Raw genomic sequence first — 26,169 nt, 5'->3', positions numbered from 1 at the left:
CGGTGGCCGCCACCAGCAGAAGCTCAAAGAACAACACCACGCAGGCGATTCTAGTGGCGGGCCTTGTCAGCGGCTCAGGCGACCTTGACGTCGACCTCGTGGATGCCTGCGCCCGACGGTGCGACGCTGGCGTCACCGTTGCCCGCGGGCGAGAGCGCACGCAGCGTCCACGTCCCGGGAGCGGCAAAGAACCGGAAATCACCGGTCGCCGACGCGACGACCTCGGCGGTGAACTCGTCAGAGCTGTCCAGCAGGCGCACGAAGGCACCGCCGACCGCCTGACCGGAGCCGTCGACAACACGGCCGGTGATCACCGTCTCTTTTTCGAGGTCGACGCTGGCAGGCAACGTCAGGCCTTGCTTCGGTGCAGAGCACATATCAACTTCCCAACTCGATCGGGGCCCCCACGAGGGAGCCGTATTCCGTCCAACTGCCGTCGTAATTCTTGACGTTCTGATGTCCCAACAGCTCTTGCAGTACGAACCAGGTGTGCGACGAGCGCTCACCGATCCGGCAGTACGCGATGGTTTCCTTCTCACCGTCCAGGCCCGCCTCGGCGTACAGCTTGGCCAGGTCCTCATCGGACTTGAAGGTCCCGTCCTCGTTGGCCGCCTTGCTCCACGGAACGTTGATGGCGCCGGGGATATGCCCCGGGCGTTGACTCTGTTCCTGCGGCAAGTGCGCGGGAGCCAGGATCTTGCCGGAGAACTCGTCCGGCGAACGGACGTCGACCAGGTTCTTGGTGTTGATGGCCGCGATGACCTCGTCGCGGAAGGCGCGGATGCTGTTGTCGGGCTGCTTGGCTGTGTAGCTGGTGGCCGGGCGGGTCACCGGGTCGCTCGACAGCGGACGGCCGTCGAGCTCCCACTTCTTGCGGCCGCCGTCGAGCAGCTTGACCTTGTCGTGGCCGTAGAGCTTGAAGTACCAGTAGGCGTACGCGGCGAACCAGTTGTTGTTGCCGCCGTAGAGGATCACGGTGTCGTCGTTGGAGATCCCGCGGTCGCTGAGCAGCTTCGAGAACTGTTGGGCGTCGACGAAGTCGCGGCGCACAGGGTCCTGCAGATCCGCCTTCCAGTCCAGCCGCACAGCTCCCTCGATGTGGCCGCCGTCGTAGGCGCTGGTGTCCTCATCGACCTCGACGAAAACGGTGTTGGGGGCGTTGAGATTGCTCTCCGCCCACTCGGTGGTGACCAGCACATCAGAACGTGCCATGAATGAAATCCTTTCAGTTGCTTGATATTTAGGTAAGTCGTGCGACGAGCGGATAGATCTGACAGCCAAGGCAGATGCCGAACGCCGCGTTGAGGAACGCCGCCACGAGCGCGAAGCCGGTGGCGACGGCGCCGAGAAGCGGGATGCCCGCGGCAAAGCCCGCGACGCCCAGGACCGCGAACACGAAGCCGACCAGTTGCGCGAACTTCAGCGGGGGCACCGGTTCCTTCTCGGTGGCCGGGCTCAGGCGGGGCGCGACGACCGTCGCGAAGACCACGCCATAGGGGTGCCGGCGTGGGCCCAGCGCCGCGCCGATGGCGAAGACGACGGCCTGCACACCGAGCAGCGCTGCCGCCGCGAGCGGGCTGACTGCCGACAGCAGCAGTGTGGCCACCAGGACAGCCGTGGTGACCCAGGCGACGAAGCGGGGACCACGCACGTCCACCAGGGCGGTGGCCGTATTGGTCTTGATCGACACGGTGACGAACTCCTGTTGCGTTGGATGGGCTGGGACAGAGCAGCCGGAACGGCTGCCCAGAGCGAGCGCGCCTAACCAGCGCAGCTGCGCTCAGCAGCTACAACAACAACAGCAACCCGCAACGCGGCACAGATCTACTGCGCGGCGCTTGGTGAGCATCGGCTCGAGGCGGGCGGACACGCGGCACAGCTTACCCAATGACAGGGTGATCAAGCCAACAGCGGTTCCAGCGCGGACCGCAGGTCAGCGGCCTTGGGGACGCCCGCGGCGCGGTAGCGCTGGTAACCGTGCGCGTCGAAGATGAAGGTGGTCGGCAACGACAGCACCGAAAGTCGCCGTGCCGCCTCCGGATTGGCGTCCATGTCGATTTCGACGTGGGCGACCTCGGGCAGTTGCTCGCAGACTTCGTCGACCACCCGCCGCACCGCGACACACGGTCCGCACCAGGGCGCGCTGAAGTGCAGAACGGTCGGACCGGTGCGCGAGAGCCCCAGGTCGCTGACGTTCACGGCGGCCGCCTCGACCTCTTTGAGCGCGCCCGCGCGCAGCGACACCATGCGGCCGATCACATAGGCGATGCCCAGCGCGGCGATGAGAACGGTGAGGGCCAACGCCCACGAGGTGCTCATCCGCATTGCCCGTTCATCACATAAACGCTCATCTCATGTTGAACTCGTCGAGGGCGACCGTTACTCCCTCGGCGATGCCTTCGATGATGATGTCCGACCCGCGGGCCCCCTCGGCCGTCGGCGCGAGGCCGAACGGCAACTTCTGGCCCGGCAGGCTGGCGCTGAAGGCGGCCAGCACCGCGGCCTTCTTGTCGTCGGGAACGTGCTGGTCGGCGGTGTTCGGGCCCATCAGCACATCGGTCGCGGTGAGCACCAGTGTGGTCCGGTCCGGCCCGGCGATCGACAGGTCGACCGCGACGCTGACCTTCTCGTGGTAGTCCGCTGTGTTCGGCGTTCCGGTGAACAACAGCCCACGGTTGCTCGAGATGCCCGACTCGGTGGTGCCGCCGGTGGCGTCGTTGCTTTCCCGCGTCGAGGCCTCGACCAGCAGATCCGGAATGCCCATGAAACGGCCGACATGGGTGGAGTCGATGATGATGCGGCTTTCGGCCTTGGCGACGGGCAGCTCGGCATCGGGGCCGATCAGCCATGAATCGTCGGGCAGATCGATCGAGTGCAGCGTCGCCTCCAGCGAGGCCTTGCCCACGACGGCGTGATCGACACCATTGGCCCGGACCTCCACCTCGTCGTAGTGGTGGTCGGCCGCCTGGGTCACGAACGGGAAACCGAGGATGGCCACCGACGGGTCCCACGCCAGGTCGGCGGCCTCGCGCACGCTTCTGGCCAGGCGATACTCGGCATAGATGGCGGCCCCGAAGTCCACCCCGACGGCCCCGACGACAACAGCGGTCGCGGTGGCCAGCACGCCGATCATCACCTTTCGCACCCGCACATTCTGGCCTACTGCGCCCCGCCTGACCGGTTCGACGCAGCTAACCAGCAGGTAGCGCGCTATCGTTAGGGAAACATCGGCCGGGTAACGGCCGTGTGACCGGTATGAATCTGGGAAGTCACCGACCGACATCGTTGTCTGGGCGAGGATCCCGTGGCTGTTGGAGGGCCAGTTGGATCTACTGCTACTGACCGTCGATCCCCACCCGGAGTCGGTTCTGCCCTCATTGGCTTTGCTCGCGCACAATGTGCGCACGGCACCCACCGAGGTGTCGTCGCTATTGGAAGCCGGGTCCGCGGACGTCGCGATCGTCGATGCGCGCACTGATCTGGCCGCCGCACGCGGGCTCTGCCGGCTCCTGGGTACCACCGGCAATTCGGTGCCGGTGGTGGCCGTCGTCAACGAGGGCGGCCTGGTCGCGGTCAACATCGAGTGGGGACTCGACGAAATTCTGCTTCCCGGCACCGGCCCCGCGGAGATCGACGCACGGTTGCGGCTGCTCGTCGGCCGTCGCGGTGGAGCGGCCAACCAGGAGAACGCCGGAAAGATCAGCCTTGGCGAGCTCTTGATCGACGAGGGCACCTACACCGCTCGATTGCGCGGCAGACCACTCGACCTCACTTATAAGGAGTTCGAGCTGTTGAAGTACCTGGCCCAGCACGCGGGTCGGGTGTTCACCCGCGCTCAGCTGTTGCAGGAGGTGTGGGGCTATGACTTCTTCGGCGGTACCCGCACCGTCGACGTACACGTGCGCCGGTTGCGCGCCAAGCTCGGTCCCGAGTACGAGTCGCTGATCGGCACCGTGCGCAACGTCGGCTACAAAGCGGTACGACCGGCGCGAGGACGGACGCCTGCGCCCGATGCCGAGCTTCCCGACGACGTCGGCGACGTCGACGACGCCTACGACGCTGCCCCCGACGTGGTGCCCGACTCGCTCGTCGACCCGCTGCGCAGTCAGTGACGCCGATCGACTGGCGCACGGGCCTCTCGGAGGACCAGCAGCGCCGCATTGTCGAGCTCGCCGCGGCGGCAGCGGACGTCGACGGCGTCGCGCCCGTCGGGGACCAGGTCGGCCGCGAACTCGCCCACGACCGGACCCGGCATCTACTCGCCGGCGACGGCGACATCGTCGGATATCTCAACCTGGCGCCGAAGTCGGACCAGGGACCCGCGATGGCCGAACTGGTCGTGCACCCTGACCACCGTCGGGGCGGAATCGGGTCGGCGCTCGTGCGTGCGGCACTGGCCGAGGGCGGTGACGGCACCCGCATCTGGGCGCATGGCAATCTCGAGCCGGCGCGGGCGACCGCAGCATCGCTCGGCTTGTCGGTGGTGCGGGAGCTGCTGCAGATGCGCAGGGCGCTGACGGACCTGCCGCCCGTCACGATCCCCGAAGGGGTCCGGATTGCGACCTATCGCGGACCCGCCGACGACGACGAACTGCTGCGGGTCAACAACGCCGCATTCGCGTGGCATCCCGAGCAGGGCGGCTGGACGACGTCCGAGCTCGCCGAGCGTCGCGTCCAGGGGTGGTTCGACCCGGACGGGTTGTTCCTGGCTTTCGACGAGCGCACCGACACGTTGGTGGGATTCCATTGGACGAAGATTCATTCCGGCGATCTCGGCGAGGTCTATGTCGTAGGGGTGGACCCGCAAGCGCAGGGCCGCAAGCTCGGCGCGGCGCTGACATTGATCGGCCTGCACCACCTTGCGGACCGACTGTCAGCAAGCTCACAGCCAACGGTGATGCTTTACGTCGAGGCAGATAACTCGGCCGCCGTTAAAACCTACGAGCGCCTGGGATTTGGCGTCCACAGCGTGGACGCCGCGTACGCCCTGTAAGCGCTCGCTAGCTGGGCAACCCTGTGAACCAGCTGAACCTGTTCACCGCCCGTTTACTTTCCATCCGTGATCCGTCCACCGGGGGCGCATACGTTGCCGGGGAGTTCAAAGCGGTCAATCGAAAGTGGGATAAGTGAAGCGCAACAGCATGGGCAAGACGCTTGGCACGAGCCTGTCCGTCGCGGCGATCGCCGCGCTGACGCTCTCGGCGTGCGGCAGCGACAACAACGCCGGCAGCGGTGGATCCACCAGCGGCAGCGGTTCGGCGTCCGCGTCGGCCGACTGCGGCGGCAAGAACTCCGTCACCGCCGAGGGTTCGACCGCTCAGCAGAACGCGATCGCGGAGTTCAACCGCGTGTGGGGCCAGGTGTGCTCGGGCAAGAACCTGTCCTACAACCCGACCGGGTCCGGCGCGGGGCGTGAGCAGTTCATCGCCAAGCAGGTTGACTTCGCCGGTTCGGACTCGGCACTGAAGGAAGAGCAGATCAAGCAGGCCGCGGATCGCTGCGGCGGCAACCCGGCGTGGAACCTTCCGCTGGTGTTCGGCCCGATCGCGATGGCGTACAACATCGAGGGCGTCGACAAGCTGGTGCTCAACGGCGACACCCTGGCCAAGATCTTCCAGGGCCAGATCAAGAAGTGGAACGACCCCGCGATCGCCGGTCTCAACGGCGGCGCCAACCTGCCGGATGCCGACATCACCCCGATCTTCCGCTCGGACTCCTCGGGCACCACCGACAACTTCCAGAAGTATTTGGCCGCGGCCGCTCCGCAAGCCTGGACCAAGGGCGACGGCAGCGAGTTCCAGGGTGGCGCCGGCGAGGGCGCACAGAAGTCCGCCGGCGTGGTGCAGGCCGTGCAGGCCACCCCGGGTTCGATCGGCTACGTCGAGAAGGGCTTCGCCGAACAGGCCGGTGTGCCGTTCGCTCAAATCGACAGCGGCGCAGGCGCGGTCGAGCTCACCGACGAGTCGGCGGGCAAGGCGATCAACGCCGCGAAGTTCGCCGCCGAGGGCAACGACCTGGCTCTGGACCTCGACTCGATCTACGGCACGAAGGAGGCCGGCGCCTACCCACTGGTGCTCGCGACCTACGAGATCGTGTGCTCGCAGGGCTACGACGCCGAGACCGCCGGGGCCGTCAAGTCGTTCCTGAAGGTCGCCGCCAACCAGGGCCAGGAAGGCCTGTCGGCCGCCGGCTACGTGCCGCTGCCGGACGCCTTCAAGGAGCGTCTGCTCACGTCGATCGACGCTATCGGCTCAACCGCCTAGCTAGTGGCGCCACAGCAGGAAACCAGCAAAGATGGGTGCTGCGACAGATGACCGATAGGGTCCAATTGACAACTCCGAATCCGTTGGGCGCAGGGTCGGGCGAGGCATTGGCCACGCCCTTCCCTGAGCCGACACCCATCTCCACCGATCCCTCGAAGGGTTCGAAAGTTCGTCCTGGAGACCGGATCTTCCGCTGGCTTTCAGAGGGATCCGGTGTCCTGATCGTCGTCATCATTGCGGCGATCGGCTTTTTCCTGCTGTGGCGCGCCATTCCGGCCCTTGGTCGCAACGACGCGAATTTCTTCCTCTACACCGGCAACTGGATAACAACCGACACGTCGGCGATGCAGTTCGGCATCCTCGACCTGCTGCAGGTCACGGTGTTCGTGTCGGTGTTCGCGCTGGTGCTCGCCATGCCGGTGGCGTTGGGCATCGCGATCTATCTGACCCAGTACGCGCATAAGCGGGTGGCGGGCCCGTTGGCGTACATGGTCGACCTACTGGCCGCTGTGCCGTCGATCATCTACGGCGTGTGGGGGCTTTACGTCCTTGCCCCCGTGATCAAGCCGTTCGCGATGTGGCTCAACGAGAGCCTCGGCTGGATGTTCCTCTTCCAGACCGGCAACGCGTCGGTGGCCGGCGGTGGGACCATCTTCACAGCGGGCATCGTGCTCGCGGTGATGATTCTGCCGATCATCACCGCGGTCACGCGCGAGGTGTTCGTACAAACGCCACGCGGCCAGATCGAGGCCGCTCTCGCGTTGGGCGCGACTCGCTGGGAGGTGGTACGCACCACCGTGCTGCCCTTCGGACTGTCGGGTTACATCAGCGGCGCGATGCTCGGCCTCGGCCGGGCGCTCGGCGAGACGATCGCACTGCTGATCATCCTGCGTGGCACGCAGACCGCGTTCGGTTGGTCGCTGTTCGACGGCGGCTTCACGTTCGCCAGCAAAATCGCCTCGGCCGCTTCGGAATTCAACGACCAATACAAGGCGGGCGCGTACATCGCGGCGGGCCTGGTGTTGTTCATCCTGACGTTCGTGGTCAACACGCTGGCTCGCGCAGCAGTGTCCGGGAAGGATCGGTCCGCCTCATGACGTCAACTCTGGACAAGCCGGTGAAGGTGACGACCTTCCAGGGCGTGAGCGCGCGCCGCAAGGTCACCAACCACCTCGCGACCGTTCTCGTCACCGCGTCGGTCCTGATCGCCTTGGTGCCGCTGATATGGGTGTTGGTGACGGTGATCGTCAAGGGTATCGGCGCCGTCACGTCGAGCACCTGGTGGTTCAACTCGCAGGGCGGCATGACTGCCTTTCAGGCCGGCGGTGGCGCCTATCACGCGATCATCGGCACTCTGCTGCAAGGCCTTGTGTGCGCGCTGATCTCAATCCCCGTCGGTGTCTTCGTCGGCATCTACCTGGTGGAGTACGGCGGCGGCACGCGACTGGGCAAGCTGACGACATTCATGGTGGACATTCTCACCGGCGTGCCCTCGATCGTCGCGGCGCTGTTCATCTACGCGCTGTGGGTTGCGACACTGGGCTTCGAGCGCTCCGGCTTCGCCGTGTCACTTGCTTTGGTGCTGTTGATGATTCCGGTGATCGTCCGGTCCACCGAAGAGATGCTGCGCATCGTCCCAATGGACCTTCGCGAGGCCAGCTATGCGCTGGGCGTGCCGAAGTGGAAGACCATTTCGGCCATCGTGATCCCGACGGCGTTGTCGGGCATTGTCACCGGAATCCTGCTGGCGCTGGCCCGCGTCATGGGCGAGACGGCCCCGTTGCTGATTCTCGTCGGTTATGCCCAAGCCATGAATTTCGACATGTTCAGCGGTTTCATGGGATCGCTGCCCGGCATGATGTACGACCAGACGTCGGCAGGCGCCGGCGCCAATCCTGTTCCGACCGACCGACTCTGGGGCGCGGCGTTCACGCTGATCGTGTTGATCGCGCTGCTGAACGTCGGTGCCAGGTTCATCGCCAAGTTCTTCTCCCCCAAGAAGGTTTAGGAGTCTTCAGTGGCCAAGCGGCTTGACCTCAAAGACGTCAACATCTACTACGGCTCGTTCAAGGCCGTCGCCGACGTGGCGCTGTCCGTGCAGCCCCGCAGCGTGACGGCCTTCATCGGCCCGTCGGGCTGCGGCAAGTCGACGGTGCTGCGCACGCTGAACCGAATGCACGAGGTGATCCCCGGCGCCCGCGTCGAGGGTTCGGTGCTGCTCGACGGCGAGGACATCTACGGCGCCGGCGTCGATCCGGTGGGCGTGCGCAAGACCATCGGCATGGTGTTCCAGCGGCCGAATCCGTTCCCCACGATGTCGATTCGTGACAACGTGGTCGCGGGGCTGAAGCTGCAGGGCACGCGCAACAAGAAGACGCTGGACGAGGTCGCCGAGCGTTCGCTCAAGGGCGCCAACCTGTGGAACGAGGTCAAGGACCGCCTCGACAAGCCGGGCGGCGGATTGTCCGGCGGTCAGCAACAGCGGCTGTGCATCGCCCGCGCCATCGCGGTGCAGCCCGACGTGCTGTTGATGGACGAGCCGTGCTCGGCGCTGGACCCGATTTCCACACTGGCGATCGAGGACCTGATCGCCGAACTGAAGCAGGACTTCACCATCGTGATCGTCACGCACAACATGCAGCAGGCCGCGCGGGTGAGCGACCAGACGGCGTTCTTCAACCTCGAAGCCACCGGCAAGCCCGGCCAGCTCGTCGAGATCGACGACACCGAGAAGATCTTCTCCAACCCGAACAAGAAGGCCACCGAAGACTACATCTCCGGCCGCTTCGGTTAAACGAGCTCAGACAGGACGAAAGCCCCGCTCTCGCGGGGCTTTTCGTTTTGCGGCGGTGATGCCGGCGTCAGCGCGCGGCGGGGACGTCTTCCACGTCGGGATGATGTCCAGTGACCTGGAATATGACCCGGCGCGCCACCTCGACCGCATGGTCGGCGAAGCGTTCGTAGAAGCGGCCGAGCAGCGTCACGTCGACAGCGGCCGCGACCCCGTGCTTCCATTCCCGGTCCATCAGCACCGTGAACAGGTGACGGTGGAGGTCGTCCATCGCGTCGTCCTCGTCGCCGATTCGGGCGGCCTTCTCCGGGTCGCGGGTAACCAGCACCTCCTGCGCGCTGTTGCCCAATTCGACGGCCAGTCGGCCCATTTCGGCGAAGTATCCGTTGACTTCTTCGGGCAGTGCATGATGCGGGTGACGGCGTCGGGCGATCTTGGCGACGTGCAGTGCCAGCGCGCCCATCCGGTCCACGTCGGCGACGATCTGAATTGAGCTGACGATCGCGCGCAGATCACCGGCGACCGGAGCCTGCAGGGCGAGCAACACGAACGCCGCTTCTTCGGCACGGGCGCTCATCGCGACGATCTGCTCGTGATCGCTGATGACTTGTTCGGCGAGCACCAGGTCCGCCTGCAGCAGCGCCTGAGTCGCGCGCTCCATGGCAGCCCCGGCCAGCCCGCACATTTCTCCGAGCTGTTGGGATAGCTGATCCAATTGCTCGTGATACGCGGTTCGCATGTGCCCAGCCTACGGGCTGAGCAGGGCAATCGTCACGACGTGATCGTGAACGCCAGGTGAATGCGGTCCGTCGCGACCGTGCGATTACTCGCAGGTGGTGTCCGCCGCGTTGGTGACGGCCAAATCCTCCGGCAGTTGCGTCGGAGCGCTGCTGCTCGTCCCGTGCACGACGTGCACCTGCACCGGAGAGCCACTGGGCGATGGCGCGTTGACCGTGTAGAAGTCACTGCCCAGCACCACCTGGACGGTGTCGCCCATCCCGGTGACGCGTTCGATGGTCGGATTGGCGAACGAGGAAGCGACCGTCGCGGCGGCCTGCTCGTTGCCGGCAGAGAAGAAGACCGTCGTCGAGTTCAGCGGGCCCGGGTAATCGTCGGGGGTGGTGACGTTGAAGCCGTGGGCCTGCAGCTCGGTGGCCGCCGTCGACGCAAGGCCGTCCTCGCCCGTCGAATTCGACACCTGCACCGTGATGTCCTGCGGGTTGGTGGTGACCGCGTCGACCAGCTCGCTCGACGGCTCGGCATCCTGGGTGGGAGTTTCGGTCTCCGTCTCCGGAGTCTGGGTCAACGTCGTCTCGGATGGTTCGGGTAGCTCGGGCGCACCGGGCACCGGGCTGTTGTCGGCGTTCTTCTCCTCCGGCAGCGGGTCGTCGTTGATGATCGCGTCGAAGATCGCCCGGGTGTCGTCTTCGCGCAGCTGCTCGTTACCCCACTCGTCCATGTAGCCGGTGGTCGGCACCGTGAGGAACGTGATTCGGCCCGCCGCGATGTTCTGCAGCGACTGTCCCAGCGTCACAAGCTCTTTGGTGTTGATGTTGTCGACGTAGCTGTCGCCGATGAACATGTTGACCACGTTGTTGAGCTTGGACAGTGAGAAGAACACCTCCTTGGAGATCAGTGAACGCAACAGCGAGGACAGGAACAGCTGCTGGCGTTTGATGCGTCCGTAGTCTCCGTTGGTCTCGGTGGTCACCTGCCGCGCGCGCACGTACTGGAGGGCGGTGTGCCCGTCGATCATCTGCCTGCCCGCGTTGGGCAGCACCGTGCCCAGCTCGTAGTCCTCCAGCGGTGTGGTGGTGCACACCTCCACCCCGCCCAAGGCGTCGACCATCTTCGAGAAGCCGGCGAAATCGACTGCCATGAATCGGTTCACGGACAGGCCGGACAGCTTCTGGACCACCTTGACCAGACACTTCGGGCCGCCCACGGCGTAGGCGGAGTTCAGTTTGTACTCGGTGTACACCTCTTCCATGCCGTACATCGGTGACTCCGGGTCGGTGATCGGCCCATACTCACCCGTCTCGGGGTCCCACGGCTCGCATTGCATCGGCTCGATCTCGAGGTCACGCGGGAACGACACCGCGACGACGCGTTCGCGGTTCGCCGGGATGTTGACCAGCATCACGGTGTCCGACCGCGCACCCGCCGCGTCCTCTGGAGTGCCCGCGCCCATCTCGAGATTCGCGCCGGTGCGGCTGTCCACACCGACGATCAGAAAGTTCTCGTCACCGAACTGTGCATTCGGGTCGATGATGTCGCGCGAATCCTGGTCCAGCGCCGAGATGCGGTTGAGCATGTTGTTCTTCATCGACTGCCACTGCCACGCCCCACCGGTGAGAACCAACGCCAGCACGGCCAGCAGTGCTGCAGCCGCGCGGCCCGCGAACACCGTGCCACGGCGACGCCGTCGCGGTTCGGGACTGCGAGTGGTGCGTACGGAACCGACGTGCGACGGCGGCACCCGCCCGCGGCGCCGAAGCAGCGTCAAGTCAGGCAGATCGGAAGTCTCGTCCTTCAGCGCCGGGATGATCTCGGTGTCGGGGTCACCGACCGGGGCGTCGGGGTAATCGGGCTCGCGCACGGCGTCGATGACCTCGGTCGGCGGAGCTGGCGGCGGCGAGGGTTCGGCCGGGCGCTTGAGCTGCGGCGGAACCGCCTGGTCACCACTGACGCGGGCAATCAGGTCGGCGACGGTGACCCCGTCGGTGTGATGGCCGCTTGTTTCGGCGTCGTCGTTGTCGGTTTTACCGTTGCGCTCCCACGGCGCGGCACCCAGCGATGGGCGCGAGCTTCGGGTAAGCCATTGGTTGCGCCTGTCGAACGATGGGTCGCGCCGGCCAGGAGTGGCGCTATCGCCGTCACTCATAGTCCTACCGGCCTCCGACCCTTCAACCACCGTGCGCGTCAGTGCGCATGGTCGTGCGCGGTTCCTCTGTTCTCGGCGCACGAGGAGGGGCTCCGCCGTTGGAGCCCATTACGAACAAGACTCTTATCGTACTGAGACATCCTGAGAGAAGTGATGTCAGAGTCATCTCAGGTTAGAGACGACATCGAGACCGCTCTCCGCCCGTCAGCCGCCGGAATGCATGACCTCGGCACCTGCCGGAACCGTGCAGTCGTCGGGGTCGGCCAGCCAGTTCTCGGGCAGCGCCACCGCGGCGGCTGAGCCCTGACGTCCGCGCGGTCCCGTCGCCGCGGCCGGGAACGGCACACTGGCGTCGAGCTGGTCGAGCAGAGCGCGCAGCTCGTCAAGCGTCTTGACCAGTGCCAGCGCTCTGCGCAGCTCGGCGCCCGCAGGGAACCCGTGCAGATACCAGGCGATGTGCTTACGGATATCGCGCATGCCCTTGTCCTCGCCGAAATGAGCCGCCAGCAGCTCGCCGTGCCGCACGACGATCTGCGCGACCTCGCCCAGCGTTGGCGGCGTGGCCGGCGTGGTTCCGGTGAAGGCGGCCGACAGTTCGGCGAACAACCACGGCCTGCCCAGACAGCCGCGTCCGATCACCACGCCGTCACAGCCGGTGGCCGACATCATGTCGACTGCGTCGTCGGCTTCGAAGATGTCGCCGTTGCCCAGCACCGGGACGCTGGTGACGTGCTGCTTGAGCGCCGCGATCTGCTCCCAGTCGGCCTGGCCGCTGTACCGCTGCGAGGCCGTGCGGGCATGAAGGGCGACTGCGGCCGCGCCTTCCTCGGCAGCGATCCGGCCGGCGTCGAGATGGGTGTGGTGCTCGTCGTCGATGCCGATCCGGAATTTCACCGTCACCGGAATGTCGGTGCCCTCGGTGGCGCGGACGGCCGCCGCGACGATCTGACCGAACAGTCGGCGTTTGAACGGCAGGGCCGCACCGCCGCCGCGCCGGGTCACCTTCGGGACTGGGCAACCGAAGTTCATGTCGATGTGGTCGGCCAGGCCCTCGTCGACGATCAGCTTGGCCGCGGCGAATGTGTTCTCCGGGTCGACGGAATAGAGCTGCACCGACCGGGGTGACTCGTCCGGCGCGAACGTGACCATGTGCATGGTCGACGGATGGCGCTCCACGAGCGCGCGCGCGGTCACCATCTCGCACACGTAGAGGCCACTGACCGTCCCGGCCCTGGCCAGTTCAAGCTCTCGGCACAGCGTGCGGAATGCGACGTTGGTGACTCCGGCCATCGGGGCCAGCACGACCGGGCTGCGCAGCCCGATCGGCCCGATCCGCAGTTGTGTGCGCTCAGCTAGGACGCTGATGAGGCGAGCACCTTTGCAGCCGTCAGCTTCTCGGCCTTGCGCGCCTCGCGTTCGAGACGGCGCTGCTTGGACTCCTCGAACTTCTGCGAGGCCTCCTCCAGCTCTTCGACGAGCACACCGAGGTCGTCGCGCATCCGCGCGGCCTCACCGGTGAAGTCCTCACGCTCGAAGATCCGCCATTTCTTGAGCACCGGCATCACCACGTCGTCGAGGTGAATACGCGGGTCGTAGACGCCGCCTACGGCGATGATCACGGCCTTGCGGCGGAACTCCGGAACGGTGTATCCGGGCATCTTGAAGTTGCGCAGGACGCGGTGCAGGGAATGCATTGCCTGGTCCGGTGCGATCGCGAAGCCGGCCTCGGACACGTCGCGGTAGAAGATCATGTGCAGGTTCTCGTCAGCTGAGACGCGGGCCAAGAGCTGGTCGGCGATGGTCTCGTTGCACGCCTTGCCGGTGTTGCGGTGCGACACACGGGTGGCCAGCTCCTGGAACGTCACGTAGATGACGGAGTCGAACAGGCTCTCGGCGAACAGGTCGCCCTGGGCGTTCTGACCGGGGGAGAAGCCGCGGGTGACCTGCTCGACGCGCAGTTGCTCGAGCTGAATGGGGTCGACTGCGCGGGTGACGACGAGGTAGTCGCGCAGGGCGATACCGTGCCGGTTCTCCTCAGCGGTCCAGCGATTGATCCACTGGCCCCAGGCGCCGTCCATGCCGAAGTTCATCGCGATCTCGCGGTGGTAGGAGGGCAGGTTGTCCTCGGTCAGCAGGTTCTGGACCATCGCCACCTGAGCGACCTCGGAGAGCTGTGACTGCTCGGGATCCCAGTCCTGGCCGCCGAGCGCGTAGTAGTTCTTGCCGTCCGACCACGGGATGTAGTCGTGCGGGTTCCAGTCCTTGCGCATCGACAGGTGCCGGTTCAGGTTCTTCTCAACGACGGGCTCGAGCTCCCGCAGTAGGTGCAGGTCGGTCAGGTTCTCGTGCATCAGTCTTCCCTCCTCGCGCTGCAGGGCGCGCGCCCACCGTCCGCGTGTACGAAACGCTCCAGTTATCTGTACCTGTCGGTTGCACTCAGAGTATCTGTGTACCGCGGTGACATTCAAGTCGTTGCTCGGAGTGTCACATCTGCACCACGCGGCGCATCAGGGCGCGGTACTATCCTCGGCGGGCAAAGCGCTTCGGCCCGCACCGCAGCGAAACACGAGATTCGGAGGTCGGGCCTTGGTCAAGGCGCGCAACATGATCGGCAGCGCAGTCGTCGTCGCCTCGACGGCCGGAGCTGTCCTGACACTGGGTGTGGCAACCGCCGGGGCTGTCCCGGATGTGGTGGACCGCCCGTACAGCGACGCCAAGGCCATGATTCAGGACGCCGGCGGGACGCCGGTGATCGCCACCCGTATCGGTGGTGGCGCGGACGAGGGCGACTGCCTCGTCGCCAACGCCTGGGAAGCGGGCTATCCGAACCTCAGCTCGCGGGGCCGCATCATCGGCAACAACGAGGTGCTCGTCGCGCTGAACTGCAACGGCGAACTCGCCGGACCGGGGTCGCCGGGCAACTCGGCGCTCAGCCCGGCCGGGCGCGCCGCCAAGCAGGAAGCCGAAGAAGAAGCCGCCGAGGCGGAGGAGCAGGAACTCGCGGAGGCAGCCACGCCGGGCGCCTGATCGCAGCGGTGGCGGACCGGGCGGAGACGCAATAAGCTACGCCCATCATCTCGCCTGTCATCGCACATGGAGGTCGGCCACTCATGAAGAAGCGCCTTTTGGTTACGGCCGGATCCTTGGTTGCCGCCGCCGTAGCGCTGTTCGGGGCGGGCACCGCGACCGCGGCCCCGGACGTCGTGGGCGATACCTACTCCGACGCGGCCGAGGCGATCGAGGAAGACGGCGGCACGGCGGTGGTGGCCACCCGCGTCGGCGACCAGCTCGAGCAGGACGAGTGCATCGTCGTCAATGCCTGGGACTCTGCCTTCCTGCGCATCGACTCTTCCGAGGAACAGGTGTCGCTGGCGCTCAACTGCGCGGGCCCGTTCGCCACCGCCACCAATCCGGGCGCGTCGGTGCAGAACCCCCTCGGGCGCGAAGCCAAGGCCGCCGCCGAGGAAGAAGCCGAGGAGCAGGAGCAGCAGGAACTCGAAGAGGCCGCTACGCCCGACGAGTAGGCGTCAGACGCCTCTCACCGCAACGGAATTCACGTTCATTCCATCTGCGCGCCCGTCCCTGTACACGTCCGTGGGCAACTCTTGCGTGGATATCACGCCGGTGCCTACGAGCGGCGATTCTTGATACGAGAGATCTCGCCCGCACGCTCCGGCACCACTGACAGGAGCGGGCAAGCATGAAGAAGCGCATTCTGGGCGTCGGCGCGGTTGTGTCCGCAGCGGCAATGCTGGCGCTGTTCGGGACGGGTACCGCCGCCGCGAGTGACTACGTGGGTCAGACGTATTCCGACGCGTCGGAGGCGATGGACGAAGACGGTCTTGATCCGATTGTCGCGACGCGCGTCGGCGACAGGCTCGAAGACGACGACTGCATCGTCACCGCCGCCTGGGAGCCCCCGTTTCTGCGCGGGGTCGGTGACGGTTTCGAGCATTCCGAGGACGAGATGCTGGTCTCGCTGAATTGCGCGGGTCCGTTCGCCACCGCCACCGATCCAGGCGCCTCGATCGGCAGCCCGCTCGGGCGGGAGGCCAAGAAGCAGGCCGAGGAAGAAGAGGCCGAGGAGCTCGAAGAGGCCGCGACGCCCGACGAGTAAGCGCTCAGTAGGAAGACACCCGGTTGAGCAGCATGTCGACGCAGTAGTCGATGAACTGTTCCCGGGTGGCGGCGAGCCGACCGTTCAAGTAGGCGGTGAACAGCGCCGAGAGGGCGCCGATCAGGCCCGTGGCCACCATGGCCGCAACGGCGGGATCGGTGATGCGGGTGAGCTTGCGCTGCAGGAGTTCGATGAAGCTCGGCATCCAGTCCGCGCCGGACCGGACCAGCACCGGCTCGACGGTCGGCGCGAGCAGCAGTACCCGTCCACGCGCGGGGTCGTCGACCATCAATGCCACGAACCGTTCGACGGCCGCGCGGGGTGTCTCCGCGTTGGTCAGCGCCGACATCGCCCGCGCGCACACGTCGTCGTAGACCGCGCGGACGAACTCGTCGCGGTCGGTGAAGCTCTCGTAGAAGTACCGTTCGGTCAGGCCGGCCTCCCGGCAGACGGCGCGCACGGTGAGAGCCGGACCCTCCGGACCGCCGAGCAGGTTGACACCGGCGGCGACGAGATCGTCGCGGCGCAGCGCCTGACGGTCCTGCAGGGGGACGCCCGACCAGCGACCGCGTCGTTGACCCGAAGGCACATCCCTCCTAAGCTGACTGTGACAACGCCTGTAGTCAGAGTTCGGCTCTGACGGGACGGAAGCCCATCAGTGACTCAAGATACGTCTGAGGCATGCCCCGTGACCACCGGGACCACGCCCGTCGCCGCCGGTTGCCCGGTGACCTCGGGTGGGTATGACGCGCCACCACAGCCACTCGGCCCCGACTCGCTGACATGGAAACTGTTCGGCGACTGGCGGGGTCTGTTGCAGGGACCGTGGGCCGGCTCGATGCAGAACATGCACCCGCAGCTTGGCGCGGCGGTCGAGCAACACTCGATCTTCTTCATGGAGCGCATGCCGCGGCTGCTGCGGTCGCTGTACCCGATCGGCGGCGTCGTCTTCGATGGCCAACAGGCGCCACAGACCGGCGCCGAGGTCCGCGATTACCACGTCGGCATCAAGGGTGTCGACGATCAGGGCCGTCGGTACAGCGCGCTGAATCCCGACGTCTTCTACTGGGCTCATTCGACGTTCTTCATGGGCACCATCCTGACCGCCGAGCGCTTCGGCGACGGCTTGAGCGAGGACCAGAAGCGCCAACTGTTCGACGAGCACATCACGTGGTACCGGATGTACGGGATGAGCATGCGCCCGGTGCCCAAGACCTGGGAGGAGTTCCAGGAGTACTGGAATCACATGTGCCGCCATGTCCTCGAGAACAATTGGGCCGCACGCGAAGTACTCGATTTGTCGACGATGCCGAAACATCCTTCGCTGCAGTGGGTTCCGGACTGGCTGTGGCGCCTACAGCTCAAAGTCCTGGGGCCGTTCGCGGTCTGGGTGACCGTCGGCCTGTACGACCCGCCGGTGCGCGAATTGATGGGCTACTCGTGGTCGCGCCGCGACGAGAGGCTGCACCGCCTGTTCGGCCGCGCCGTCAATCTGGCATTCAAGTTGGTGCCGGTGCGCCGGCGCTACCACCCGCGGGCCCGCGCGGGCTGGGACAGGGTCAACGGCCGGCTACCGGCCGAGGCGCCGCTCGTACACACCCCGGCACGGAACCTGCCGCCGGTCGGCTACCGCGACAGCCCGCACCATTACTGTCCGAAGGTCTGACTCCACATCGGCGGATAGCGGCCGAACGTGCCGCGGGGATCGCCCGCGAGGCTCAGCCGGTGTTCGTAATCGGCGCGCGCCCGCAGACCGGCGTCGCGAATCCTGGCCGCTCTGCGGTGTCGTCGCACGGCAACGAGCAGCACGACGACGCCTGCAACCGCCACGGTGGTGTACCACCCGGCCGTCAGCAGCCACAAGACGAGCAGCAGTGCTGCCGCAGTTGTCACCCTGTGGCGCCGCCAATACGGAGGTCTCGATTGCTGGTAGAGCATCGCTGTCGAGCATAGTTTCAGCGGGACCTTGACTGCCGAGAAAAGCAAGCACACGGTCACCGGGTTAGCTTGAGCCATGACCAAGGCCGGCTTCTGGCTGAACACCGTCATCGCGACGTTGGGGATCGTCGCGTTCGTTTCGTTGGCGGGGTTCTTCGGCTACAAGTGGCTCGCGAACGACGAAGCGAACCGCTCGTATGCCTGCGGCACCGGCACCCGGGGCGGCACCTGCTTCGAGGGTGAGACCACGAACGTCGTCCTGACGTTCGTCTTCGCCGGTCTCGCTCTCGTCGGGATCGTGCTCTGCACGGTGGTCGCGCGCTCGCGTGGGCGAACCGAGCCTGCACGCGGGAACCCGAGCGAGAATCCGCGACCTCGTCGTCCCTGAGTGCTCTTAGAAGACGATCGTTTGGTTGCCATAGCGGATGATTCGGTCCTCGCAATGCCACAGCACCGCCCGCGAAAGCACGGCGCGCTCGACATCGGCGCCTAGGCGGATGAGGTCGCCTACACCGTGGCGGTGGTCTACTCGAACGACGTCCTGTTCGATGATCGGGCCCTCGTCCAACGTCTCGGTCACGTAGTGCGCGGTCGCGCCGACGAGTTTGACGCCGCGCTCCTTGGCCCGGCGATATGGTGCCGCGCCGACGAACGACGGGAGGAACGAGTGGTGAATATTGATCAGCGGACAACTGACCTCGGCCAGGAACGTCGGGGTGACGATCTGCATGTAGCGGGCCAACACCACCAGGTCGACATTGCCGCGCAACAGGTCGAGTTGACGCTGCTCAGCAACTGCGCGGTTGTCCTTCGAGGCGGGCACGTGGACAAACGGAACACCGAACGGGCGCACCTGGTCGGCCAGGTCGGGATGGTTCGAGATCACCATCACCACCGTCATGTCCAATTCGCTGCGACGCGTGCGCCATAACAGATCAAGAAGGCAGTGATCGTCCTTCGAGGCCATGATCGCGACGCGTTTGGGTTTGGCCGCCTCGGTGAGCCTGAAGTCCATGTCGAACCGTGTGGCTACCTTCGCGCCGAAATCTCGCTCCAGTGCGTCCCGCGCCGCGGACAACCCGGGAAGATGAAAAATAGTGCGCTGCACGAACGTTCCGCCGGACTGCTCGGTGGAATGCTGATCGAGCGACACGATGTTCGCCCCAGCCGAGGCCAGGAAAGCGCTGACGGCTGCGACCAGTCCCGGCTTGTCGGCGCAACGCAATAACAACCGGCCGACGTCCTTGACCGATAACGCCTGTGAACCTGACTCGGCGTAGGGACCTGAGGCCGCACGGTCGACGTCCTTTCGGATCGCCATGAAATCCTCACCTCCTCCGAGCCTCTCGAGTCCGAGCATGCCACCGGGGGCGCCGGCATAGCCGACGCCCCCGATGCTCGATCAGCAGAGGCCGCTTGCGCAGCCCTGCCTTTCAGTTATGACGACGCGCCAGTGGCTCCTGTGCCGCCAGCCGTGCCGCCTGCACCTGCGCTGCCGCTGGTGCCGGTGTCTCCGGTCGCCCCGGTCGATCCGGTGCTTCCGGTCGCTCCGGTCGCTCCGGTCGATCCGGTCGTCCCGGTCGCGCCGGATGATCCGGTGCTTCCGGTATGACCGATCAGTCCGCCGCTACCTGGGGTTCCGGCCTCGCCACCGGTACCACCGGTGCCGCCAGTTCCACCCGCAGCGCCGGTCCCGCCGGTGCCTCCGGTGCCACCGGCTCCGCCGGCGCCACCTTCTCCGCCTGGACCACCGGTAGCGCCCGAACCGCCTTCGCCGCCTGCGCCACCGACGCCGAGAACGCCGCTGCCGCCGGTGCCTGCGCCGCCTGCTCCGCCGACCCCGCCGTTGCCGCCGGCATCGCCGTCACCACCAGTGCCACCAGTGCTCCCCGCGCCGCCGTCGCCGCCGTCGCCACCGGCTTGGCCGGTACCACCGGTGCCACCGGTGCCACCGGTGCCGCCGTCACCGGCCGCACCGCCACCACCGAAGATGCCGCCGGTGCCGCCGTTGCCTCCGGCACCTGCGGGTCCGCCGGCAGTGCCCGCGGTCCCCACAACAGTGCCGTTGCTGCCTGCGCCGCCTGCGCCGCCAGCGGTGCCGGTGCCGCCGGGTTGCCCGGCTGCCCCGATTCCGCCGTCGCCGCCGACTCCGCCGACGCCGCCCGTTGCCGCTCCACCGGTGTTCACCGCGGCGCCTCCGGCACCGCCAGCTCCACCGTCGGTAGCACCGGTTCCGCCGTTACCGCCGTCGCCGCCGTCACCGCCGACTGCAGTGACACCCGCAGTACTCGATGCGCCACCTGCGCCACCTGCGCCACCATTGCCGCTCGCGGTGCCGCTGCCACCTAGGCCTCCGTCACCACCGGTTCCTGCGGCTCCAGCGGTTCCGCCGGCACCGCCCGCTCCGGCGGGATCACCCGGGTTGCCGGGTGCGCCTGCACCACCGGTGCCTGCCACTCCGGCCGCGCCCGCGGTTCCCGCGACGCCGTCACCGGCCGGATTCGTTCCGTCGGCGCCCGTTGTGCCCGTACCCGTGCCCGCCGCGCCGGTCGTCCCGTTCGCAGCAGCGCCCGTGACCGGCGTACCGGCCGTGCCAGGCGTTCCGGCACCACCGAGGCCACCGTCACCGCCGTGTCCGAACAGTGCCAGCGTTCCGGAGTTGCCACCGTTACCGCCCGCAGCGCTGAGGCCACCGACGCCGCCGTCGCCACCGTTGCCGAAGAACAGCCCACCTTGGCCGCCGTTGCCGCCGGCTATCCCCGCGCCACCGGATCCACCGACGCCGCCATAGCCGATCAGCAGTCCGGCGTTGCCGCCGTCTGCGCCCGTACCCGCTGCACCATTGACGCCGTTGCTGACGAAGATGTTCACGATGGGGACCAATCCGGCGATCCCGATCAGGTGGTAGAAGGGATCATTGACAGCGATGCTGTGAATCGGCTCGTACGGGCCGAACTCGAAGCGCGAAGCCGCTGCCAGCGCGTTTGTCGTCGGTGCGTAGCTGAGCCGGGGCCCGATCAGCGAGCTGACGGAACAGCCCGCACCCGTGACCAGACACTGGGTCGTGGGGGCTGGCGCCGGCGACTCCACCGGCGCGGCCTGCGCGGTACCCGAGCCGAGCGCTATCAGCGCGCCGGCCCCGGCGAGTGCGATTCCTGTTGCGTATGGGTAGATGGTTGGTTTCATTTCGAGCTCCCTGTCCGGGGCTCCGCAGAGCACCGACGTCGTCGCGATCAAAGTCGCTAACACGTCGTGCCCGTCGTTTGAGTCCATCCGTGTATGCATGTGAGACTACTCACTTGCATGCGATCATGCAAGCCAGGTCACTTTCGGTGCCCAGTCGCTAAGCGACGCGCAGGTCACCGGCAACCGCGACGCAATGCCAGCGCGAACCGGAGATCGTCGAGCACATCGACGTCGGGGTGGATGAAGCCTTGTGATGGCACTGATGTCATTTGCCAGGCGACCTATTTGTTCTCCCCAGCGAACCTCGAAGCACACATAAACTCTGGCATTGACGGTAGGGTTAACTGGGGAGGGGGACCGTCGATGGCCGAGCATCACGAAGGGCAGCAGACAAGCCGCGCAATGTTGGAATCTCTCATGGTGGCCGATCTTCAAGCGCTGACAGCAGAAGGGGACCGCATCGGCCGCGTGTTCGCCGGCACCCAAGGCGTCACGACCAACGACTTCTACGGTCTGCTGCACATCATGGTGGCGGAGACGGCGGGCAGGCCGCTCACGGCAGGCGAGTTGCGCCAACGGATGGACGTCTCCGGCGCAGCCATTACTTACCTGGTGGAACGGTTGATCGGTACCGGGCATATCCGTCGTGAATCCCATCCGTCCGATCGCAGGAAAGTGATCTTGCGCTACGAACCCAAGGGCATTGAATTAATCAACGCCTTCTTGGCTCCCTTGGGCAACCACATCCGTTCCGCGCTGGCCGAATTTGCCGAGGACGATCTCGCGTCGGCGCACCGGGTCTTCTGCGGACTGACAGACGCCATGCGCATGTTCCGCGACCACCTCGCGGCGTCGTAACGACGAACCGCCTCACGCAATGAGATATGTTGTCTGCCCTCAGGTCACGCAGTGGGCGACTATTCCCGCGAGGGCAACCTAGCTCCAGATTAGCTAGCCTTCCCGTGGTTCTCACCCAGGTCGAGGATGTAGCCGCGCTGGCAAACTATGCCCCAGCCGTGAGCAAATCACCACCAGACGGGTTCACCGACGCTGTCGGGGTGCGGCAGCCGCCGACGTGAGCTGTTGGGTCGCGCTCGCAACGCCTCGATCCGCGTCGACGGATGACAGCGAGGCAGATCAGCGATGTCGCTTGAATCGCGTGCATGGTAATATGCATGCGCGCATTAGTCGCGCCGAACGCATAGATGGTCGGGGACTCGCAAGGAGAATAAGGTGACGGACCTGTCACAGAACTCGACTCTCGCCGCCGGCGCCACCAAGCAGCCACGAGCGCGTGCAGCGCAATCGACGTGGTGGCGCTACGTCGTCACGGTCACTGGGGAAGCGGCCCAGAAGGACATCGCCGCGATCACCGGCATCGATCAGTCCAGCATCTCGCGATGGCAGCGCGGGACCAATACTCCGCGGGCCGAAGCCGTCGTCGCCCTAGCGCGGGCGTATGGCAGGTCGCCGGTCGAGGCGTTGGTGGCCGCGGGCTACCTCCGTAGTGACGAACTCGGCGTGGTGGAACTGACGACGCTGACAGGCGACTTAACAAGGGCGTCAATCGATTCGCTGCTAAGCGAGATTCGGCGTCGGGTGCTCATCGCGAACTCCGACGAGGGTGGCTGGCCGGTGGGCTGGTCTGCCGATAACCCTGGAGTGGGCGGGGGTCAGGACCCCGAGGAGAGCGGCAATCTCGGGGCCTGACAGATCGTCTGGACGCACTCGTGACATCACCTGCCGCAGTACCCATCGCAGATGCGGTAACGCGGTTTTCCGGTCGGTCCTTACGTTCGCGTGACTGCGGTTCTTTACCCCGGAAGATTTGATCTTTCGCATACCCCACCCTGACTCTCATAGCGTCGCGAGTGGCAAATGAATTGCGAACACGTCAACAACTCATATACTGCGCCTGGTCTTCGCTAAGCGCAAGCAAACACGACCGGGCGTCCGCCAATCCTATTGACCCGGCAAACAATTTAGCTGCATAGTGCGCTGTCTTCAACACCCGAAGAGAGTCCAGGGACCTTTCCTGGCGCCCTGACATCTGAGATCGCCCGCATCGACGCACGCCAACAGCCTTCCGTCGTTAAGTTGTTTCCTCACTGAGGTATCCCATCCTGGCGGAAAGATCTGGGTGCGCCAGGGCGGAGCCTGACTCGAACGCCGCACGTACATGTGACTACAAAGATTGTCGGTCGTAGGGCCGGTCCATGCACCGCGTTCGCGGCAACGTGTAGAACTGGCAAAGGATAAATTGATCGCTGTCATTTTTACATTTGCTGCACCTTAGGCAATAAAATTTCGGAAGGAAACTTAACCTTTCAGATAATTAAATGTTAATCTCTTCCGATAATTGAATTTTGGCAGCCGCTGCCATTACAGGTTTGGCAATGGGCGTGAGATTTGAGGCAGCGACTGCCAAACAAAATGCCGGGTGCGGGTCCAGCCCGGCCAACGTCAACCGTCCACCCGACGCTCGGCCGAAACCGTGGTGCCCCCACCAGGGCTCGAACCTGGGACCTGCGGATTAAAAGTCTGCATGACCTGGGCTTTGTTGATTTAGGGGCACTGTGGGTGGATGACGGAAACGATGGGTGAAAGCAAGAGGCACAACAGGTTTGGGTGTGTGTAGCCGTCGGCTTTCGTTGGGTGCGGTCGGGTGTGCTGCGGACTGTGTGCGGACTACACGCGGAGGCAGACATCGCCAAATGTTGCTTGATTTAGGAACTCGACAAGCCTGGTGTCCATGTGCGGGGGAGAGCCGATGGTGGTACTGGCTGGCCGACTGCATGTACCCGCCAACCACCAAGTTCTGGCCGAAGAACGAGTGTGACCACCATGACCTCTGTCGGAAATTGACCTCCAACTAGTTGCCAGACCGCTGCGCCTTCAGGTAAATCCTCCGCGAGTCTGACGTAAGCAACGTCGTAGACGGGCTTCATTACGCCGGTGGCGATACCGCTATCGCTTGTACGGGAACGAAGGGCGGGCAGATCCCATTGACCGTCCGACTCTGGGGTCACCGTGGACCGGACGATTTCCTCATTTAGCTGAAGAATGCCGTACCACCACATGTAGGCAACCGCGAATGGGTTCTCCCGGCTGATCGGACCTCCGGCGCCGTAGGACTCCTCTGCAGATGCAGGTATGAGCCGACCTGGAAATGGTGGAGGCGTAATCGGCGCTTCCGCTCCTGGAAAATCAGGCGGAAGTGGGGGTTTTCGGCGTTCTGAGCTGACCGCGCTGAGAAGGTGCGATCGTGCAGTCTCCATTTCCATCCCAAACAGATCAACCGACACGACCTGTCCCAACAGCCCCGGACGATCGCAGTCTTCAACCCGGAGGACCAACAATCGCCTCTGTTCTCCAGAAGGGTCTGCCCGCCACGCTTCTTGCCATTCGGCGCTGGCGAACTGGGACTGTAAGTAATTCCCAGAAAGCACTGCGATCGTGCGATCCGCGAGCGAGGTTGCGCGGTGCATCTCCTGGACGAAGTGCGCACCTGGCGTGAAGTCCCAAGTCTGGAGGAAGGTCGTGTATCCGGCCTCCTCCAAGGTCCACGCGATCCATTCAGCCCATGCCGCGTCTGCGGCTGTGTAGCTGATAAAGAAGTCTCGACGTTCGCTGTCCTCATCGCCACCCACGGCCATCAGCGTAGGTGGCCGAAAAATGAGACGCGGCGACAAACACTCGGTCGGTGGTTAACCATAGGTGTGAGTACCAAGGTCCTGCGTCGGACCAGCCACGCGGGCACTTCGCCAGACGCAATCTAGAAGCTCGGTCGCTCCTTCTGCCGCCTGGCTGCGGCAACAATGGCGTCAACATAAGGCTGATCCTCCGCTTGCACGTCTGGATCAAGCTGGTCGAATGGCAATAGCGCCTCATGGTCGTCTGTTGTTAATAGTTTCCATGCTGTCCACGCGTCGTGAACATCGGACAGGCGGACTGCCTCACCCTGCGACCGCATCAGCACTGCGTACAGGATGAACAAATAATCTGATTCAGCCGGCGGCGAAACGTCGCGTGGCAACATAGATTTGATCAGCGACGCATCATCCTCCAAATACGTCAATGGAGGAGCCTTCCGAGGAGTAGAGCAACGTATAGTACCGCGAACACGACAGGGATAACCCGCTCAACGAGGCCGAGCTCCGCGTAGCGCTCTCTCCAGGACTCAACAGGATCTTCCTTTAACGTTTTCCACTCGTTTGTAAACACTTTCTCTGACAGCCGAGATTCCATATCGAGGATCACCGCGAACTTCGCTTTATTAAGGTCGCGATAGCTACGAAGCTGTAGCCACCAAGAGACCGAGATTGTAACTCCGGCAGCTGCTATCACGGAGCTGACCCACCACGGGCGGCTCTCCAAGGCGGGAGCAGCTAGCCCTACAACGGCAACGAATGCAGTCTGAACGGTGAGGAAGAACGAATTGGACGTTGCCCTGCGGCCCGATATTTTATCGGCCATGTCGACGGCGAGTTTGTAGAACTCCATGGTCTGCGGGTTCCCGTCATCGCCCGATGTCATCGACCGCCGCCAACCAAGATTTTGAGGTTATCCCACGTCCATGGGTAAATTTGATCAGCAGGTAGCGCAGTTGTCGGCTTATAGCAAGTTCTATCCCGATAGCCTTTTAATAGAAAGTAAGGAATAGATTCTTCTCGAGCGATCTGCACCTCAGTAGCCACCCCCACGGCAGTGTGTGTAAATTGTCCGCATATTACAGCCACAGTGTCGCTTGCCCGGATCCGTCGTCGAGCTTCTGCTTTCCAGCCTGGTGATGCCACTTTTATCGACCAGTCACTAATTTCAAACGGAGAATCTGGAAGGCGCGATTGCCCTACTAGAAAGTTTTTCAATGTGGCATCGTGGTCATAATCAAAACTTGTGTACACACGTGTGGCCACACCTGCTCCTTTGCATCCCCGGGGCATTCGATTTACTTGGGAGGGTACCGGGCCATCGCGCCGCATGAAGGGCA

General features: G+C 65.0%; 31 protein-coding genes and 1 tRNA gene. 13 read left to right on the top strand and 19 right to left on the bottom strand.

From position 1 onward, the window contains the following. Positions 1 to 74: 74 nt before the first annotated feature. From N4S67_RS04450 to lmeA, 6 genes are all read right to left on the bottom strand, one after another. A complete protein-coding gene (locus N4S67_RS04450; RefSeq protein WP_024448701.1) occupies positions 75 to 377 on the bottom strand; it encodes a DUF1416 domain-containing protein in 303 nt (100 codons plus the stop codon). Between the two features lies 1 nt (position 378). Then, positions 379 to 1,212: a sulfurtransferase gene (locus N4S67_RS04445; protein WP_260991694.1), complete on the bottom strand. Its 834-nt coding sequence runs from the start codon at positions 1,210 to 1,212 to the stop codon at positions 379 to 381. 28 nt (positions 1,213 to 1,240) lie between these two features. Next, positions 1,241 to 1,690, bottom strand: a complete 450-nt coding sequence (locus N4S67_RS04440) for a DUF4395 domain-containing protein (RefSeq protein WP_260991693.1) — start codon at positions 1,688 to 1,690, stop codon at positions 1,241 to 1,243. Between the two features lie 90 nt (positions 1,691 to 1,780). Next, positions 1,781 to 1,870, bottom strand: a complete 90-nt coding sequence (locus N4S67_RS28015; RefSeq protein ID WP_353651812.1) for an Ms5788A family Cys-rich leader peptide — start codon at positions 1,868 to 1,870, stop codon at positions 1,781 to 1,783. A gap of 29 nt (positions 1,871 to 1,899) precedes the next feature. Then, positions 1,900 to 2,319, bottom strand: coding sequence for a TlpA family protein disulfide reductase (locus tag N4S67_RS04435; RefSeq protein ID WP_260991692.1), 420 nt, complete (start codon positions 2,317 to 2,319; stop codon positions 1,900 to 1,902). 28 nt (positions 2,320 to 2,347) lie between these two features. Beyond that, positions 2,348 to 3,133 carry a mannan chain length control protein LmeA gene (gene lmeA, locus N4S67_RS04430; protein WP_390893246.1) on the bottom strand — a complete coding sequence of 262 codons (786 nt, stop codon included), beginning with the start codon at positions 3,131 to 3,133 and terminating at the stop codon, positions 2,348 to 2,350. Positions 3,134 to 3,323: 190 nt separating this feature from the next. On the opposite strand from lmeA, the gene N4S67_RS04425 reads away from it, so the two are divergent. The 6 genes from N4S67_RS04425 (at position 3,324) to pstB (ending at position 9,057) form a co-directional block, all read left to right on the top strand. Continuing rightward, on the top strand, positions 3,324 to 4,112 hold the full coding sequence (locus tag N4S67_RS04425; RefSeq protein ID WP_260991690.1) for a winged helix-turn-helix transcriptional regulator: 789 nt from the start codon (positions 3,324 to 3,326) through the stop codon (positions 4,110 to 4,112). After that, entirely contained in the window at positions 4,109 to 4,993 is an 885-nt protein-coding gene (mshD, locus tag N4S67_RS04420; RefSeq protein ID WP_260991689.1) for a mycothiol synthase, read from the top strand. Before N4S67_RS04425 ends, mshD begins: the two co-directional genes overlap by 4 nt. Before the next feature lie 133 nt (positions 4,994 to 5,126). Then, positions 5,127 to 6,263 carry a phosphate ABC transporter substrate-binding protein PstS gene (gene pstS, locus N4S67_RS04415; RefSeq protein ID WP_260991688.1) on the top strand — a complete coding sequence of 379 codons (1,137 nt, stop codon included), beginning with the start codon at positions 5,127 to 5,129 and terminating at the stop codon, positions 6,261 to 6,263. Between the two features lie 47 nt (positions 6,264 to 6,310). Continuing rightward, entirely contained in the window at positions 6,311 to 7,360 is a 1,050-nt protein-coding gene (gene pstC, locus N4S67_RS04410) for a phosphate ABC transporter permease subunit PstC (RefSeq protein ID WP_260991687.1), read from the top strand. Continuing rightward, the gene (gene pstA / locus N4S67_RS04405) at positions 7,357 to 8,271 is read left to right on the top strand and encodes a phosphate ABC transporter permease PstA (protein WP_260991686.1); all 915 of its coding nucleotides are present in this window, start codon (positions 7,357 to 7,359) and stop codon (positions 8,269 to 8,271) included. Before pstC ends, pstA begins: the two co-directional genes overlap by 4 nt. Before the next feature lie 9 nt (positions 8,272 to 8,280). Then, positions 8,281 to 9,057, top strand: coding sequence for a phosphate ABC transporter ATP-binding protein PstB (gene pstB / locus N4S67_RS04400; RefSeq protein ID WP_260991685.1), 777 nt, complete (start codon positions 8,281 to 8,283; stop codon positions 9,055 to 9,057). Between the two features lie 67 nt (positions 9,058 to 9,124). Here the strand turns inward: pstB and phoU are convergent, their stop codons facing one another. The 4 genes from phoU to N4S67_RS04380 all read right to left on the bottom strand — a co-directional run bounded on the left by phoU (position 9,125) and on the right by N4S67_RS04380 (position 14,289). Continuing rightward, the gene (gene phoU, locus N4S67_RS04395) at positions 9,125 to 9,793 is read right to left on the bottom strand and encodes a phosphate signaling complex protein PhoU (protein WP_260991684.1); all 669 of its coding nucleotides are present in this window, start codon (positions 9,791 to 9,793) and stop codon (positions 9,125 to 9,127) included. An 84-nt stretch (positions 9,794 to 9,877) separates the two neighbouring features. After that, positions 9,878 to 11,938, bottom strand: coding sequence for an LCP family protein (locus N4S67_RS04390; RefSeq protein ID WP_260991683.1), 2,061 nt, complete (start codon positions 11,936 to 11,938; stop codon positions 9,878 to 9,880). Between the two features lie 204 nt (positions 11,939 to 12,142). Continuing rightward, positions 12,143 to 13,276, bottom strand: a complete 1,134-nt coding sequence (gene dusB, locus N4S67_RS04385; RefSeq protein ID WP_260992053.1) for a tRNA dihydrouridine synthase DusB — start codon at positions 13,274 to 13,276, stop codon at positions 12,143 to 12,145. A gap of 14 nt (positions 13,277 to 13,290) precedes the next feature. Then, the gene (locus tag N4S67_RS04380; RefSeq protein ID WP_260991682.1) at positions 13,291 to 14,289 is read right to left on the bottom strand and encodes an acyl-ACP desaturase; all 999 of its coding nucleotides are present in this window, start codon (positions 14,287 to 14,289) and stop codon (positions 13,291 to 13,293) included. A 253-nt stretch (positions 14,290 to 14,542) separates the two neighbouring features. On the opposite strand from N4S67_RS04380, the gene N4S67_RS04375 reads away from it, so the two are divergent. From N4S67_RS04375 to N4S67_RS04365, 3 genes are all read left to right on the top strand, one after another. After that, entirely contained in the window at positions 14,543 to 14,965 is a 423-nt protein-coding gene (locus tag N4S67_RS04375) for a hypothetical protein (RefSeq protein WP_260991681.1), read from the top strand. An 83-nt stretch (positions 14,966 to 15,048) separates the two neighbouring features. Further along, positions 15,049 to 15,462 carry a hypothetical protein gene (locus tag N4S67_RS04370; protein ID WP_260991680.1) on the top strand — a complete coding sequence of 138 codons (414 nt, stop codon included), beginning with the start codon at positions 15,049 to 15,051 and terminating at the stop codon, positions 15,460 to 15,462. A gap of 176 nt (positions 15,463 to 15,638) precedes the next feature. Further along, positions 15,639 to 16,055, top strand: a complete 417-nt coding sequence (locus tag N4S67_RS04365; protein WP_260991679.1) for a hypothetical protein — start codon at positions 15,639 to 15,641, stop codon at positions 16,053 to 16,055. 4 nt (positions 16,056 to 16,059) lie between these two features. Here N4S67_RS04365 and N4S67_RS04360 read toward each other — a convergent pair whose 3' ends face one another. Then, positions 16,060 to 16,644 (bottom strand): TetR/AcrR family transcriptional regulator, encoded by a 585-nt coding sequence (locus tag N4S67_RS04360; RefSeq protein ID WP_260991678.1) that lies wholly within the window; start codon positions 16,642 to 16,644, stop codon positions 16,060 to 16,062. A gap of 69 nt (positions 16,645 to 16,713) precedes the next feature. Between N4S67_RS04360 and N4S67_RS04355 the strand changes: the two genes are divergently transcribed. Further along, positions 16,714 to 17,721, top strand: coding sequence for an oxygenase MpaB family protein (locus N4S67_RS04355; protein WP_260991677.1), 1,008 nt, complete (start codon positions 16,714 to 16,716; stop codon positions 17,719 to 17,721). Here the strand turns inward: N4S67_RS04355 and N4S67_RS04350 are convergent. Further along, complete coding sequence (locus N4S67_RS04350) at positions 17,703 to 17,948, bottom strand: hypothetical protein (protein WP_260991676.1); 246 nt, start codon at positions 17,946 to 17,948, stop codon at positions 17,703 to 17,705. The genes N4S67_RS04355 and N4S67_RS04350 overlap by 19 nt on opposite strands. A 121-nt stretch (positions 17,949 to 18,069) precedes the next feature. Between N4S67_RS04350 and N4S67_RS04345 the strand changes: the two genes are divergently transcribed. Continuing rightward, positions 18,070 to 18,381, top strand: coding sequence for a hypothetical protein (locus N4S67_RS04345; RefSeq protein WP_260991675.1), 312 nt, complete (start codon positions 18,070 to 18,072; stop codon positions 18,379 to 18,381). A gap of 6 nt (positions 18,382 to 18,387) precedes the next feature. Here N4S67_RS04345 and purU read toward each other — a convergent pair whose 3' ends face one another. Together purU and N4S67_RS04335 are read right to left on the bottom strand one after the other, a co-directional pair. Then, the gene (gene purU, locus N4S67_RS04340) at positions 18,388 to 19,314 is read right to left on the bottom strand and encodes a formyltetrahydrofolate deformylase (RefSeq protein ID WP_260991674.1); all 927 of its coding nucleotides are present in this window, start codon (positions 19,312 to 19,314) and stop codon (positions 18,388 to 18,390) included. A gap of 116 nt (positions 19,315 to 19,430) precedes the next feature. Continuing rightward, complete coding sequence (locus N4S67_RS04335) at positions 19,431 to 21,179, bottom strand: PGRS repeat-containing protein (protein WP_260991673.1); 1,749 nt, start codon at positions 21,177 to 21,179, stop codon at positions 19,431 to 19,433. A 363-nt stretch (positions 21,180 to 21,542) separates the two neighbouring features. On the opposite strand from N4S67_RS04335, the gene N4S67_RS04330 reads away from it, so the two are divergent. Beyond that, on the top strand, positions 21,543 to 22,037 hold the full coding sequence (locus N4S67_RS04330) for a MarR family winged helix-turn-helix transcriptional regulator (RefSeq protein ID WP_260991672.1): 495 nt from the start codon (positions 21,543 to 21,545) through the stop codon (positions 22,035 to 22,037). A gap of 375 nt (positions 22,038 to 22,412) precedes the next feature. Then, positions 22,413 to 22,889 (top strand): helix-turn-helix domain-containing protein, encoded by a 477-nt coding sequence (locus N4S67_RS04325; protein ID WP_260991671.1) that lies wholly within the window; start codon positions 22,413 to 22,415, stop codon positions 22,887 to 22,889. Positions 22,890 to 23,674: 785 nt separating this feature from the next. Here N4S67_RS04325 and N4S67_RS04320 read toward each other — a convergent pair. From N4S67_RS04320 to N4S67_RS04300, 5 genes are all read right to left on the bottom strand, one after another. Next, positions 23,675 to 23,752: transfer RNA gene (locus N4S67_RS04320), tRNA-OTHER, on the bottom strand. 153 nt (positions 23,753 to 23,905) lie between these two features. Further along, positions 23,906 to 24,829 (bottom strand): toll/interleukin-1 receptor domain-containing protein, encoded by a 924-nt coding sequence (locus tag N4S67_RS04315; protein WP_260991670.1) that lies wholly within the window; start codon positions 24,827 to 24,829, stop codon positions 23,906 to 23,908. A gap of 125 nt (positions 24,830 to 24,954) precedes the next feature. Then, positions 24,955 to 25,257 carry a DUF7701 domain-containing protein gene (locus tag N4S67_RS04310; protein WP_260991669.1) on the bottom strand — a complete coding sequence of 101 codons (303 nt, stop codon included), beginning with the start codon at positions 25,255 to 25,257 and terminating at the stop codon, positions 24,955 to 24,957. Then, a complete protein-coding gene (locus N4S67_RS04305; RefSeq protein WP_260991668.1) occupies positions 25,254 to 25,715 on the bottom strand; it encodes a RipA family octameric membrane protein in 462 nt (153 codons plus the stop codon). The genes N4S67_RS04310 and N4S67_RS04305 overlap by 4 nt, the downstream gene beginning before the upstream one ends. Further along, a complete protein-coding gene (locus N4S67_RS04300; protein WP_260991667.1) occupies positions 25,712 to 26,095 on the bottom strand; it encodes a hypothetical protein in 384 nt (127 codons plus the stop codon). Before N4S67_RS04300 ends, N4S67_RS04305 begins: the two co-directional genes overlap by 4 nt. Positions 26,096 to 26,169 lie beyond the last annotated feature (74 nt).

Source organism: Mycobacterium deserti, assembly GCF_025345615.1.
In the GTDB taxonomy this organism is placed as follows: Bacteria; Actinomycetota; Actinomycetes; order Mycobacteriales; family Mycobacteriaceae; genus Mycobacterium; species Mycobacterium deserti.
Note: the sequence above shows the minus strand (reverse complement) of the source record. Positions and strands in the feature narration are given on the sequence as shown.

Bases quoted from the DNA above. Each gene is read 5' to 3' on its own strand.
- N4S67_RS04450 (WP_024448701.1), bottom strand. From the start codon at position 377: ATGTGCTCTGCACCGAAGCAAGGCCTGACGTTGCCTGCCAGCGTCGAC.
- N4S67_RS04445 (WP_260991694.1), bottom strand. From the start codon at position 1,212: ATGGCACGTTCTGATGTGCTGGTCACCACCGAGTGGGCGGAGAGCAAT.
- N4S67_RS04435 (WP_260991692.1), bottom strand. From the start codon at position 2,319: ATGAGCACCTCGTGGGCGTTGGCCCTCACCGTTCTCATCGCCGCGCTG.
- lmeA (WP_390893246.1), bottom strand. From the start codon at position 3,133: ATGATCGGCGTGCTGGCCACCGCGACCGCTGTTGTCGTCGGGGCCGTC.
- pstC (WP_260991687.1), top strand. From the start codon at position 6,311: ATGACCGATAGGGTCCAATTGACAACTCCGAATCCGTTGGGCGCAGGG.
- pstA (WP_260991686.1), top strand. From the start codon at position 7,357: ATGACGTCAACTCTGGACAAGCCGGTGAAGGTGACGACCTTCCAGGGC.
- phoU (WP_260991684.1), bottom strand. From the start codon at position 9,793: ATGCGAACCGCGTATCACGAGCAATTGGATCAGCTATCCCAACAGCTC.
- N4S67_RS04390 (WP_260991683.1), bottom strand. From the start codon at position 11,938: ATGAGTGACGGCGATAGCGCCACTCCTGGCCGGCGCGACCCATCGTTC.
- N4S67_RS04380 (WP_260991682.1), bottom strand. From the start codon at position 14,289: ATGCACGAGAACCTGACCGACCTGCACCTACTGCGGGAGCTCGAGCCC.
- N4S67_RS04375 (WP_260991681.1), top strand. From the start codon at position 14,543: ATGATCGGCAGCGCAGTCGTCGTCGCCTCGACGGCCGGAGCTGTCCTG.
- N4S67_RS04370 (WP_260991680.1), top strand. From the start codon at position 15,049: ATGAAGAAGCGCCTTTTGGTTACGGCCGGATCCTTGGTTGCCGCCGCC.
- N4S67_RS04365 (WP_260991679.1), top strand. From the start codon at position 15,639: ATGAAGAAGCGCATTCTGGGCGTCGGCGCGGTTGTGTCCGCAGCGGCA.
- N4S67_RS04345 (WP_260991675.1), top strand. From the start codon at position 18,070: ATGACCAAGGCCGGCTTCTGGCTGAACACCGTCATCGCGACGTTGGGG.
- purU (WP_260991674.1), bottom strand. From the start codon at position 19,314: ATGGCGATCCGAAAGGACGTCGACCGTGCGGCCTCAGGTCCCTACGCC.
- N4S67_RS04335 (WP_260991673.1), bottom strand. From the start codon at position 21,179: ATGAAACCAACCATCTACCCATACGCAACAGGAATCGCACTCGCCGGG.
- N4S67_RS04330 (WP_260991672.1), top strand. From the start codon at position 21,543: ATGGCCGAGCATCACGAAGGGCAGCAGACAAGCCGCGCAATGTTGGAA.
- N4S67_RS04305 (WP_260991668.1), bottom strand. From the start codon at position 25,715: ATGACATCGGGCGATGACGGGAACCCGCAGACCATGGAGTTCTACAAA.